13 protein-coding genes and 1 tRNA gene are annotated in these 10,953 nt (G+C 69.5%); 7 read left to right on the top strand and 7 right to left on the bottom strand.

Features of this window, described 5'->3' with window-relative positions; all coding sequences use genetic code 11:
- Positions 1-18: 18 nt before the first annotated feature.
- From H7V21_RS09250 to H7V21_RS09235, 4 genes are all read left to right on the top strand, one after another.
- Positions 19-93, top strand: a tRNA-Gly gene (locus H7V21_RS09250).
- 76 nt (positions 94-169) lie between these two features.
- On the top strand, positions 170-589 hold the full coding sequence (locus tag H7V21_RS09245) for a DUF2147 domain-containing protein (protein ID WP_188053279.1): 420 nt from the start codon (positions 170-172) through the stop codon (positions 587-589).
- Between the two features lie 91 nt (positions 590-680).
- A complete protein-coding gene (locus H7V21_RS09240; protein WP_188053277.1) occupies positions 681-1,730 on the top strand; it encodes an AI-2E family transporter in 1,050 nt (349 codons plus the stop codon).
- Entirely contained in the window at positions 1,717-2,514 is a 798-nt protein-coding gene (locus H7V21_RS09235; RefSeq protein WP_188053275.1) for a DUF72 domain-containing protein, read from the top strand. The genes H7V21_RS09240 and H7V21_RS09235 overlap by 14 nt, the downstream gene beginning before the upstream one ends.
- 35 nt (positions 2,515-2,549) lie before the next feature.
- Here the strand turns inward: H7V21_RS09235 and H7V21_RS09230 are convergent, their stop codons facing one another.
- Genes H7V21_RS09230 through hemC form a run of 7 tightly spaced genes read right to left on the bottom strand, consistent with a single transcriptional unit; the run spans position 2,550 to position 8,355 of the window.
- Positions 2,550-3,665, bottom strand: a complete 1,116-nt coding sequence (locus H7V21_RS09230) for a CaiB/BaiF CoA transferase family protein (RefSeq protein WP_188053273.1) — start codon at positions 3,663-3,665, stop codon at positions 2,550-2,552.
- On the bottom strand, positions 3,662-4,117 hold the full coding sequence (locus tag H7V21_RS09225) for a GreA/GreB family elongation factor (protein ID WP_188053271.1): 456 nt from the start codon (positions 4,115-4,117) through the stop codon (positions 3,662-3,664). Before H7V21_RS09225 ends, H7V21_RS09230 begins: the two co-directional genes overlap by 4 nt.
- The gene (locus H7V21_RS09220) at positions 4,114-4,644 is read right to left on the bottom strand and encodes a GNAT family N-acetyltransferase (protein WP_188053269.1); all 531 of its coding nucleotides are present in this window, start codon (positions 4,642-4,644) and stop codon (positions 4,114-4,116) included. The genes H7V21_RS09225 and H7V21_RS09220 overlap by 4 nt, the downstream gene beginning before the upstream one ends.
- Positions 4,644-5,828: an acyl-CoA dehydrogenase gene (locus tag H7V21_RS09215; RefSeq protein WP_188053267.1), complete on the bottom strand. Its 1,185-nt coding sequence runs from the start codon at positions 5,826-5,828 to the stop codon at positions 4,644-4,646. Before H7V21_RS09215 ends, H7V21_RS09220 begins: the two co-directional genes overlap by 1 nt.
- 10 nt (positions 5,829-5,838) lie before the next feature.
- Positions 5,839-6,735 carry a hypothetical protein gene (locus tag H7V21_RS09210; protein ID WP_188053265.1) on the bottom strand — a complete coding sequence of 299 codons (897 nt, stop codon included), beginning with the start codon at positions 6,733-6,735 and terminating at the stop codon, positions 5,839-5,841.
- A gap of 31 nt (positions 6,736-6,766) precedes the next feature.
- Positions 6,767-7,441, bottom strand: a complete 675-nt coding sequence (locus H7V21_RS09205) for a uroporphyrinogen-III synthase (protein WP_188053263.1) — start codon at positions 7,439-7,441, stop codon at positions 6,767-6,769.
- Entirely contained in the window at positions 7,438-8,355 is a 918-nt protein-coding gene (gene hemC, locus H7V21_RS09200; protein WP_188053261.1) for a hydroxymethylbilane synthase, read from the bottom strand. The genes H7V21_RS09205 and hemC overlap by 4 nt, the downstream gene beginning before the upstream one ends.
- Positions 8,356-8,394: 39 nt before the next feature.
- Here hemC and tsaD point away from each other — a divergent pair, with 39 nt between their 5' ends.
- Genes tsaD through H7V21_RS09185 form a run of 3 tightly spaced genes read left to right on the top strand, consistent with a single transcriptional unit; the run spans position 8,395 to position 10,951 of the window.
- Positions 8,395-9,435: a tRNA (adenosine(37)-N6)-threonylcarbamoyltransferase complex transferase subunit TsaD gene (gene tsaD, locus H7V21_RS09195; RefSeq protein ID WP_188053259.1), complete on the top strand. Its 1,041-nt coding sequence runs from the start codon at positions 8,395-8,397 to the stop codon at positions 9,433-9,435.
- The gene (locus H7V21_RS09190) at positions 9,432-10,409 is read left to right on the top strand and encodes an NAD(P)H-dependent glycerol-3-phosphate dehydrogenase (RefSeq protein WP_188053257.1); all 978 of its coding nucleotides are present in this window, start codon (positions 9,432-9,434) and stop codon (positions 10,407-10,409) included. The genes tsaD and H7V21_RS09190 overlap by 4 nt, the downstream gene beginning before the upstream one ends.
- Complete coding sequence (locus tag H7V21_RS09185; protein WP_188053255.1) at positions 10,406-10,951, top strand: DUF1697 domain-containing protein; 546 nt, start codon at positions 10,406-10,408, stop codon at positions 10,949-10,951. The genes H7V21_RS09190 and H7V21_RS09185 overlap by 4 nt, the downstream gene beginning before the upstream one ends.
- The last annotated feature ends 2 nt before the right edge of the window (positions 10,952-10,953 follow it).

Below are 10,953 nucleotides of genomic sequence, written 5' to 3'. Positions count from 1 at the left end.
CGCCGACATGACGCCAGAGCGGGCGTAGCTCAGGGGTAGAGCACAACCTTGCCAAGGTTGGGGTCGAGGGTTCGAATCCCTTCGCCCGCTCCAGGTGCCGGCAGTTCCCTGCCTGCAACCGAATCGATGCCGCTGCGTCTGGTGCATCTCTTTCCGAAAGGACTCGCCGATGAAACCGATCCGCACGTTCGCCGGTGCCTGCGCGCTTGCGCTGCCGCTGCTCTTCCCCGCTGCCGTGGCGGGGCAGAGCGCCGGGGAAGTGCCCGAGGCAGTCTGGAGCAATCCCGACGGCAGCGTCCATATCCGCTCCTATTCGTGCGACGGAAAGCTATGCGGCCGCGTCACCTGGGCGAATGAAGAGGCCAAGCGCGACGCACGCGAAGGCGGCACCGAATCGCTGGTCGGAACGAACCTGTTCCGCAACTTCACGCAGCAACCTTCCGGCGCGTGGGAAGGCGAAGTCTTCGTTCCCGATCTGGGCAAGCGCTTTTCGGGCACGATCCGGTTCGAAGGCGATACGCTGAGTGCCGAGGGCTGCGCTGCCTTGGGCATCATCTGCAAGTCGCAGCGCTGGACGCGCGTCGAATAGGCGCTTCGCGCCGGCTTGACCGGTGCGGAACCTTCGCCAAAGCTCCCCGTTCGCTGGCGGTGCGCCGGTGCATCGGCCAAAAGGGGGCGGAATGGACGTGCAGGGCAACACGGAAGGCGCGGTCGTCCGCAAGACACTGATCGTCCTGCTGCTCGTTGGGCTCGCGCTGCTGCTCGTGCCGCTTTCGGGCACCTTGCTGCTGATCTTCTCGGCCATCCTGATCGCGGTGCTGATCCGCTCGGCGGCGGCGCCGTTCCGCATGCTGGGAATTCCCGAAACGCCGGCGGTGCTGCTGGGCGTGCTGGCGATCTTCGCGATCCTCTATCTGGTCGGCTGGCTGTTCGGGGCGCAACTGGGACAGGAATTCTCCAACGTCGCGGCGCAGCTGCCCTCGGCGATCGACAGCGCGCGCGACTGGCTGCGGCAGCAGCCCTGGGGCCAGTCGCTCAGCCTCGCCTCGCTCGACCTGCAAAGCTATTTCGGGCGCGCCGTCTCGTTCGCCTTCGGCGCGGTCGGTGCGATCACCAATCTGGTGCTGGTGGTGATCGGCGCGATCTATTTCGCGCTCCAGCCGGGCCTGTACGTCCGCGGGGCGGAGCGGCTGTTTCCCAAGGAGCAGGGGCCGCGCGTCGTCGATGCGCTGAACGCGAGCGGCGTCGCGTTGCAGAAATATCTGCTGGGGCAGCTGTTCACCATGACGGTCGTCGGCTCGCTGGTCGCGATCGGCCTCACATTCGTCGGTCTGCCCTCGGCGGGTGCGCTGGGCGTGATCGTGGGCGTCGCCAACTTCATCCCGCTGGTCGGCCCCGTGATCGGCGCCATTCCGGGCATCCTGCTCGCCTTTGCGCAGGGGCCGGACGCGTTGATCGCCGCCTCGCTGGTCTATCTCGTCGCGCAGCAGGCGGAGGGCAATGTGCTGACCCCGCTCGTCCAGCGCTGGGCAGTGTCGATTCCGCCCGCGCTGCTGCTGTTTGCGCTGGGCGCGCTGGGATCGCTGTTCGGCATCCTCGGCATCCTGCTCGCCGCGCCGCTGGCGGTGGTGCTCTATACGCTGGTGACGATGCTCTGGTCGCGGAACGCGCTGGGCTATGACGTGCGGGTTCCCGGCCGCCGCCGATCGCGGGGGGATGACGGTGGCTGACGTGCGGGTCGGTATCGGCGGCTGGACCTATGCGCCGTGGCGCGGGACCTTCTATCCCGACGGCCTCCCCCAGAAGCGCGAGCTCGAATTCGCAAGTAGCGCGGTGACGGCGATCGAGATCAACGCCACCTATCATCGGCTGCAAAAGCCGGCGAGCTTCGCCCAATGGGCAGCGACGGCCCCCGAAGGCTTCGTCTTTGCAGTGAAGGCGTCGCGATACTGCACCAACCGGAAGCTGCTGGCAGAGGCCGGCGATGCGGTGACGACCTTCCTCGATCAGGGGATCGTCGAGCTCGGCGACAAGCTGGGCCCGATCCTCTGGCAGTTCATGGCGACCAAGAAGTTCGACCCCGAGGATTTCGGCGCCTTCCTGAAGCTTCTTCCCGACCGCCACGCCGGCCTGCCGCTGCGCCACGCGATTCAGGTGCGCCACGAAAGCTTCCGTGTGCCGGAATTCGTCGCGCTTGCCCGCGCCCATGGCGTCGCCATCGTCCATGCCGATTCGGCGGAGTATCCGGCGATCGCCGACGTCAGCGGCGATTTCGTCTATGTGCGGCTGGAGAATGCGCAGGAGGGGCATCCGCAAGGCTATTCCCCGGCCGCGCTCGATCGCTGGGCGGAGGCCGCACGCTGCTGGAGCGAAGGCGGTCGGCCGGAGGGGCTACCCTATGTGACCGACGACCAACCGCCTGTGGTTCCACGTGAAACTTACATCTTTATGATCAACGGCGCGAAGGTGCGTGCGCCCGCGGCGGCCACGGCATTGCTGCAACGGCTGGGATAAGGCGGAACAGCTACCCGGCTGCGCGCCTCGACTGCTTAGTCGTTCGCGGGCCGCGGAGGGCTGGGCCGACCGCTCGTCATGCGCACCCCGTCGATCACGATCGGGCTGGCGACGCCCGGGAGCCCGCCCGGTGCGATCCGCATGCCGCGCGCCTGCACCTGCCGGTCGGCGAACACTTCGTCGACTCGGTTGATCGGCCCTGCCGGTACGCCCGCGGCCTCGAGCCGTTCGTAGAGCGCCGCCTTCTCCCAGCTCCTGATTGCGGCGGCGAGCAGCGGGATCAGCGCGGCACGGTTCTCGACACGGCCCGGATTGGTCGCGAAGCGCGGATCCTCGCCGAGGTCGAGTCCGAGCACGGCGCAGAGCCGGCGGAATTGCGAATCGTTGCCGACCGCGACGATCAGCTCGCCGTCGGCGCAGGCGAATGCCTGGTACGGCACCAGATTGGCGTGGCCGTTGCCCATCCGGTGCGGCACCGTGCCCGATGCCATCCAGTTGAGCGCCTGGTTCGCCAGCACCGCAACCTGCGTATCGAGTAGCGCCATGTCGATGTGCGCGCCTTCGCCGGTGACGTCACGGCGTCGCAGCGCCGCAAGCACCGCGACGGCCGTGTAGGTGCCGGTGAAGATGTCGGCATAGGCTATCCCGGCCTTCTGCGGTGCGCCGTCGGGCTCGCCGGTCAGGCTCATGAAGCCGCCCATGCCCTGGATGATGAAGTCATAGCCGGCGCGATGTGCATAGGGGCCGGTCTGGCCGAAGCCGGTGATCGAGGCGACGATCAGCCGAGGATTCGCCGCCCGCAAGCTGGCGGAGTCGAGGCCGTATTTGACGAGCCCGCCCACTTTGTAGTTCTCGATCACCACATCCGCCTCGGCGGCCAGCGCACGCACCTCCGCCTGCCCGGCCGGCGTGGCGATATCGATGAAGCGGGCGCTTTTGCCGCGATTGGTCGAGTGGAAATAGGCGGCGTCGAGGCTGTTGCCCTCCGCGTCGTGCAGGAACGGCGGCCCCCAGTGTCGCGTGTCGTCGCCGGTTCCGGGCCGCTCGATCTTGATCACTTCCGCGCCGAGATCGGCGAGCAACTGGCCGCACCACGGGCCGGCGAGGATGCGTGCCAGCTCGACCACTCGAATGCCCTCGAGCGGTTTCACGCGACCTCCACCACTTCGAGGGCATCCGCGCTCCCGCCGAAGGCCACGCGCTCGCCCGCCATCGCGCCCATCACCGCGCGCGCCAGCGGCGCCGTGAACGCGAGCAGCGCGCTCGCCGGATCGGCTTCGTCGTGCCCGACGATCCGGAACCGCTGCGTCCGTCCGGCGCGGCGCACTGTCACCAGCGATCCGATTCCGGCTTCGCCCGCCTCGGGGCGATCGGCGATGCGCGCGGTCGCATGCTGGGTGGACCAATAGCGGAGCGTGCGCTCCAGCTTCTTGCGCGCCGCCTCGTCGATTTCGGCGGCAACGGCGCCTTTCAGTTCGGCGACTTTCGCTTCGATCAGAGCCAGCCCGCGTTCGGTCACCAGATTCGGTCCGACCGGGATCGGCAGCTCGAACTCGGGCTCCTTGTGCTCGTCGTCGCTCTCGCGGCGGAAGGCGACACTCATGCCGCGGCCGCCCCATGCTCGCGCGCGATTCGATAGAAGACGTGACGGTCCATCCGCGAACCGTCGCCGCGCTGCGTGCGCCCCTGCTCGACTACGCCTCCGATCTTCTCCATGGCGCGCCGCGACCGGAGGTTCTCCGCGCCGACCACGAACACCGCGGCATGCACTTCGGCCAGAATATGATCGAGCATCAGCCGCTTCACCTCGGCGTTGACCGGGCCGCCCCAGAAGCGTCGTGCGAGGAAGGTCCAGCCGATCTCGATTTCGTCGCGCTGCAGGTCGTGATTGGCGTAGCGGCTGGCGCCGATCACCTCTCCGCTCGCGCGATCGCGGATCGTGAGGCTGCCGCCGCTCGCCAGCGCATCGTCGAAATAGGCGCGGAACACCGGCTCCTTCCAGCGGTCCGAGGCGGGGTGCTGGGCCCATATCTCCGGGTCCGCCGCCGCGGCGAACAGCGCGCACCAGTCGCCGGCGACCGTCGGCTCGAGCGTCACGAGCGCGCCGCGGAGCGTCGGCTGCAGGTTCATCAGAACGCCGCGATGCCGGTGATCGCCCGCCCCAGGATCAGCCCGTGCACGTCGTGGGTGCCTTCATAGGTGTTGACGGTCTCGAGGTTGATCGCGTGGCGCATCACATGGAATTCGGCCGAAATGCCGTTGCCGCCGTGCATGTCGCGCGCGACACGGGCGATCTCCAGCGCCTTGCCGCAATTGTTGCGCTTCAGGATGCTGATCGCCTCGGGCGCCAGCGTGCCTTCGTCGAACATGCGGCCGGCGCGCAGGCAGCCTTGCAGCGCCAGCGCGATTTCGGTCTGCATGTTCGCCAGCTTCAGCTGGACGAGCTGGTTGGCCGCGAGCGGCTTGCCGAACTGCGCGCGGTCAAGCGTGTAGGTCCGCGCGGCGCGCATGCAGGCCTCGGCCGCCCCCATGCTGCCCCAGGCAATTCCGTAGCGTGCGCGATTGAGGCACCCGAACGGCCCCTTCAGCCCCTGCACCTCGGGCAGCAGCGCGTCCTCGCCGACTTCGACGCCGTCCATCACGATCTCGCCGGTGATCGAGGCGCGAAGCGACAGCTTGCCTTCGATCTTGGGAGCGGAGAGCCCCTTCATGCCCTTTTCGAGCACAAAGCCCTTGATGCCGCCGCCGTGCGCATCGGATTTCGCCCAGACGACGAAAACGTCGGCGATCGGCGAATTGGTGATCCACATCTTCGAGCCGCTCAGGCGATAGCCGCCGTCGATCTTCTCCGCGCGCGTGCGCATGCCGCCGGGATCGGATCCCGCATCGGGCTCGGTCAGGCCGAAGCAGCCCACCCATTCGCCGGTGGCGAGTTTGGGCAGGAATTTCTGCTTCTGCGCCTCGGTGCCATAGGCGTGGATCGGGTGCATCACGAGCGAACTCTGCACGCTCATCGCCGAGCGATAGCCCGAATCGACTGCCTCGACTTCGCGCGCGACCAGACCATAGGAGACATAGCCGAGCCCCGCGCCGCCATAGGCTTCGGGGATCGTGGCGCCGAGCAGACCCAGCGCGCCCATCTCGCGCATGATCTCGCGATCAAAGCTCTCGTCGAGGAACGCCTTCGTCACGCGCGGCAGCAGCTTCTCCTGCGCATAGCCATGCGCGGTATCGCGTACGATCCGCTCTTCCTCGGTGAGCTGTGCGTCGAGAGCGAACGGGTCCTGCCAGTCAAACCGGCCCATTTCTGCCATGCGTCCTGTCCTATTCCGTTTCGGCGGCGGCTGCCGAAGTTTCCGATTGCACCACCGGCGCCGACGCCGAAGGTGGTGCGGGCGGTGCCCCGGGCGCCTGCATCGCCGCCAGTTCGATATCGCCTAGCGCCTGTCGAGCCGCGATATAGCGTCGCGCCGCCGCGATCCAACTCTCGGCATTTTCCGCGCCCGGCAGATGGGCGATCTCGGCGAGAGCCGCTTCCACCTGCCCGGCTTCGAGAACGCGCCGAGCGCGGCGCAGCCGGTCGGCGGGGCGCGGGCTGGGAGAGGTTTCCTGGCGCAGCACGACGAGATCGTTGAACAGCCGCCGCACGCGCGACCACACGCCCTCATCGGGGCCGCCGGCGATGAGCCGTGGCGCGATCGCATCGAGCGCAAGGCGGAGATCCTCCAGCGTCGCCGGATCGTTGGCCGCGCGCAGGATCGCGGCGACTTCCTCAGGGTGCGATGCGCCGAAGCGCAGCCGCAACTGCCCTTCCACGCCGCCAAGCGGCAGGCCGCGATCAAGCAGGCGGCGCGTCGCAAAGGCGATCAGCAGCCCCTCGGCGCGATTGGCATAGCTGGAGGCGACTCGCGACGCGCTGCGGACCGCCACCAGCCGTTCCTCGAGCTCGTCGAGGCGGCCGGCCAGCATCTGTTCGCGCGCATTGAGCGTGGCAAGGTCGGTTCCTGCCGGAAGCGGCGGCGCGACCACGGCTTCGGCGGGGGCGGCCTCAGTCTCCACGGGCGCGGGCGTTCTCCCGAACGGCCCCATCCCGGAAAAGTGAATCAGCGCGGCGGTCGCGGCAATTCCGCCCACAAAGGCCAGCAGGCCGACGAGGATCGTTGTTCCCAGTGCGGAAAGGCCGCGGGCCGGCTTCAGCGCGGTAGGCTCGTCGCGGCTCATGGCGCCCTTATTCCCGCGCCGGCGGCCGCGGTCAATCGGCGAGGCGGAGGGCGACGTCCCGGAGCGTGTCGTCTTCCGGAACTGCCGCCACCGCCACGCGCTCCCAGCCGCTTCCCAGGGCCCTTCTTGTCCGCTCGCTGATCGCCGCGACGGCGACGCTGCCACGCGCGACGCGCGACGCGTCGAGCACCGCCGCGAGTCGCGCGGCCGCGCGCGGCGAATGGACCATCGCGACGGCACCAGACAGCCGCTGCGCCGCAGCTTCCGCGATCTCGCGCGGCTCGCTGGCATAGACAGTGCGCACGTCGGCGATGATCCCGCCCTGCTCGATCAGCCGATCGCGCCCGGCGAGATGCAGCGCCCGGCGAACGCCTGCCCCGGCGGCAGCGGCGATCAGGGTGTGCGCGCCGTCGTGTCCGATCGCCGCCACCACGAACCCGGCGCGCCGCGCGGCCGCCGCAGTCGCTTCGCCCACCGCATGGACCGGCAGCGCCAGCAATGCGGCCAGTTCGGGTCCGGCATGGCGGACGGCGTTGGCACTGGTCAGGAGCAGCGCGTCATATTCCCTCGGATCAGGCGCTTGCCAGGGGACGGGCACGACGTCGAAAAGCGGAAGCCGGATCGCCCGGCGTCCGGTCGCCTCCACTGCAGCCGCCGTCACTCGGTTGCCCGGCTCCGGTCGCAGGACGGCGATCGGGCGGCTCATCCCGCGAACAGCCGCCGCACCGTCTCCGGGGCGCGGGCGAGCAGGTCGCGCGCCATGATCTCCGGAAGCTTCGGATCGCGCGGGGCGCCCGCTTCCTGCCCGTGGACATGCGCCTGCCCGTCTTCCGACAGCAATTCGGCGCGCAGCGTCAGGATCGCGCCGTCCAGCGTCGCCAGCGCACCCACGGGCGAATGACAGTCGGCCTTGAGCGCCGCGAGCAGGGCACGCTCGGCGAGGACACAGGCACGCGTCTCGGGATGATCGATCGCCGCCAGCCGCTCGACCGCGGTCTGGTCGTCGCTGCGCACTTCGACGCCGACCGCCCCCTGCGCGGGCGCCGGCAGCATGACGTCAACCGGCACGGGCACGCCGATATCGTGCCGCCCGAGGCGCTCCAGCCCCGCGGCGGCGAGAAGAGTCGCGTCGGCCTCGCCCGCCGCGAGCTTGGCGAGCCGCGTATCGACGTTTCCGCGGAACAGGACGATCTCGAGGTCGGGTCGCAGCTTGCGCAGCTGCGCGGCGCGGCGCGGCGAACTGGTGCCGAGACGTGCGCCCTGCCGGAGCGCCTCGATCGAATCGGCACCGATCAGCCGGTCGCGCACATCCGCTCGCGCCAGCACGGCGGCCAGCGTGACGCTCGGCGGCCGCAGCGTCTCCACGTCCTTCATCGAATGTACGGCGCAGTCGATCTCGCCGTCGAGCAGCGCGCGGTCGAGCTCCTTGGTCCACAGCGCCTTGCCGCCGATTTCGGCGAGCGCACGATCCTGCACCCGGTCGCCGGTGGTGCGGATGGTCACGATCTCCACCGCATCTTCCGCCCAGTCGTGCGCGCCGATCAGCGCGTCGCGCACCATATTGGCCTGAGTGAGCGCGAGCGGCGATCCGCGCGTTCCGATGCGAAAGGGGCTGGGCATGCCGCTTGTGCTAGCGGCCGGCGCCTCTAGATGGAAGCGATGGCATTGATCCTGGGCCTCGAATCGAGCTGCGACGAGACGGCCGCGGCATTGGTCGCGAGCGATCGGACGATCCGTGCGCATCGGCTCGCGCGGCAGGATGCCCAGCATGCCCCCTATGGCGGTGTCGTTCCCGAGATTGCGGCACGCGCGCATGTCGAAATGCTGGGCCCACTGGTCGAGGCGGTGCTCGACGAGGCGGGAGTGACGCTGGCCGATGTCGATGCAGTCGCGGCGACGGCGGGGCCGGGGCTGATCGGCGGTGTGATGGTCGGGCTCGTCACCGGCAAGGCGCTCGCGCTGGCGGGTGGCAAGCCGCTGGTCGCGGTGAACCATCTCGAGGGACATGCGCTCTCGCCGCGCCTGACCGATCCCGATCTGGCCTTTCCCTATCTGCTGCTGCTCGTTTCGGGCGGCCATTGCCAGCTGCTGCTGGTCGAAGGCGTCGGCCGCTACCGGCGGATCGCCACCACGATCGACGACGCCGCGGGTGAGGCGTTCGACAAGACGGCGAAGCTGCTCGGGCTCGGCTTTCCGGGCGGCCCCGCGGTCGAGCAGGCGGCGCGAAAGGGCGATCCGCGCGCGGTGCCGCTGCCGCGCCCGCTGCTGGGATCGAACGAGCCGCATTTCTCGTTCGCCGGCCTCAAGAGCGCCGTATCGCGCGCGCGCGACGCAGGCACCCACCGCGCCGAGGATATCGCCGCCTCGTTCCAGCAGGCCGTGATCGACTGTCTGCTCGATCGCACTGCCCGCGCACTCGATTCGGTGGCGGGCGTCGGCGTCAGCGCGCTGGTCGTCGCGGGTGGCGTCGCGGCCAACCAGGGGGTGCGCGCTGCGCTCGAGGGGCTCGCTGCCAGCCGCGATCTGCGGTTCGTCGCGCCGCCGCTCTGGCTGTGCACCGATAATGCGGCGATGATCGCCTGGGCGGGCGCCGAGCGATTCGGTGCCGGGCTCACCGATCCGCTCGACGTGCCGGCCCGCGCCCGCTGGCCGCTCGATCCGACAGGCGAAAAGGTGCGCGGTGCGGGAGTGAAGGCATGACGATCGGAGTAATCGGCGGCGGTGCCTGGGGCACTGCGCTTGCACAGGTACTGGCCTCGGGAGGCACCGCCGTTCGGCTCTGGGCGCGCGAGGCGGAAGTGGTCGACGCGATCAACGAACGCCACGAGAACACCGTTTTTCTGCCTGGTATTCCGCTTTCGCCGAACGTCAGCGCGACGCAGGAGCTCGGGGATCTCGCCGATGCCGATCCGATCCTGGTGGTGACGCCGGCGCAGCACATGCGCGCGGTGCTCCGCGAACTGCCCGGCAGGGGGCAGCCGCTGATCCTCTGCTCGAAGGGGATCGAGGCGGGATCGCACCAGTTCCTGCACCATGTCGCGGCCGAGGAAGTGCCGGGCTCCCGAATCGCGGTGCTCTCCGGACCCACCTTCGCGCACGAAGTCGCCTCCGGCCTGCCCACCGCCGTCACGCTCGCCGCCGATCCGATCGACTGCGCCAACGAACTCGCCGGCGTGATCGCGCGGCCTTCGTTCCGCCCCTATGTCTCGTCGGACGTGGTGGGGGCGGAGATCGGCGGCGCGGTGAAGAATGTGCTCGCGATCGCCTGCGGCGTCGTCGAGGGGGCCGGTCTAGGCCAGAATGCGCGTGCGGCGGTGATCGCGCGCGGCTTTGCCGAAATGACTCGCTTCGGCGTGGCGCGCGGCGCGCGAGTGGAAACGCTCGCCGGCCTGTGCGGCCTGGGCGATCTCGTTCTCACCTGCTCGTCGACCAGCTCGCGCAACTATTCGCTCGGCGTCGGGCTCGGGCGGGGACAAAGCGCGCAGAGCCTGCTGGCGGATCGCAAGACCGTGGCCGAAGGCGCCTTCACTGCGCCGGTACTGCGCGAGGCCGCACTGGCGGCGGGCGTCGACATGCCGGTCGCGCAGGCCGTGTGCGCGCTGCTCGACGGCGCCGAAGTGGCGGACGTCGTCGACGGTCTGCTCAACCGTCCGCTGCGCGAAGAAGGCGTGTGAAGCGCTGGGCGGTGCTGCTGCGCGCCGTCAACGTAGGCGGGCGGACGCTCGCGATGGCCGATCTGCGCGCGATGCTGGAATCGCTGGGGTTTGCCGACGTCGCGACTCTGCTCGCATCGGGCAACGCGCTGATTTCGACCGAACAGCGCGACTCCGCCGCGCTCGAAGCCGCGCTCGAGCAGGAGGCGGCGGCCAAGTTCGGTTTTCCGATCGATTTCCTCGTCCGCGACGGGCGCGAGCTGCGCGACATTATGGCTGCCAATCCCTTTCCGGACGCGGCCCGCGAACGCCCGAACAGGCTCGTCGTGCTGTTTCACCGGACCCCGCCCGATCCGGCGCTGCTCGATGCGCTGGCCGAGCGCTACTCCGTCTCCGAGCGGCTGCACGCGCGCGGGCGCGAACTCTACATCGACTATCGCGACGGGCAGGCGCGCTCGCAGCTCCAGCCGGCGATGGCGAAACTCGGCTTCCCAAAGGTGGCGACGGCGCGCAACTGGAACACCGTCGGCAAGCTCGCCGCGCGGCTCGCGCCCGGCTTGTGAGC

The organism is Sphingosinithalassobacter sp. CS137 (genome assembly GCF_014334115.1).
Lineage (GTDB): Bacteria > Pseudomonadota > Alphaproteobacteria > Sphingomonadales > Sphingomonadaceae > Sphingomonas.
Note: the sequence above shows the minus strand (reverse complement) of the source record. Positions and strands in the feature narration are given on the sequence as shown.

Coding starts and splice junctions, on each gene's coding strand:
- hemC (WP_188053261.1), bottom strand. CDS start 8,355: ATGCCCAGCCCCTTTCGCATCGGAACGCGCGGATCGCCGCTCGCGCTC.
- H7V21_RS09215 (WP_188053267.1), bottom strand. CDS start 5,828: ATGGCAGAAATGGGCCGGTTTGACTGGCAGGACCCGTTCGCTCTCGAC.
- H7V21_RS09210 (WP_188053265.1), bottom strand. CDS start 6,735: ATGAGCCGCGACGAGCCTACCGCGCTGAAGCCGGCCCGCGGCCTTTCC.
- H7V21_RS09190 (WP_188053257.1), top strand. CDS start 9,432: ATGACGATCGGAGTAATCGGCGGCGGTGCCTGGGGCACTGCGCTTGCA.
- H7V21_RS09220 (WP_188053269.1), bottom strand. CDS start 4,644: ATGAACCTGCAGCCGACGCTCCGCGGCGCGCTCGTGACGCTCGAGCCG.
- H7V21_RS09205 (WP_188053263.1), bottom strand. CDS start 7,441: ATGAGCCGCCCGATCGCCGTCCTGCGACCGGAGCCGGGCAACCGAGTG.
- H7V21_RS09245 (WP_188053279.1), top strand. CDS start 170: ATGAAACCGATCCGCACGTTCGCCGGTGCCTGCGCGCTTGCGCTGCCG.
- tsaD (WP_188053259.1), top strand. CDS start 8,395: ATGGCATTGATCCTGGGCCTCGAATCGAGCTGCGACGAGACGGCCGCG.
- H7V21_RS09235 (WP_188053275.1), top strand. CDS start 1,717: ATGACGGTGGCTGACGTGCGGGTCGGTATCGGCGGCTGGACCTATGCG.
- H7V21_RS09225 (WP_188053271.1), bottom strand. CDS start 4,117: ATGAGTGTCGCCTTCCGCCGCGAGAGCGACGACGAGCACAAGGAGCCC.
- H7V21_RS09240 (WP_188053277.1), top strand. CDS start 681: ATGGACGTGCAGGGCAACACGGAAGGCGCGGTCGTCCGCAAGACACTG.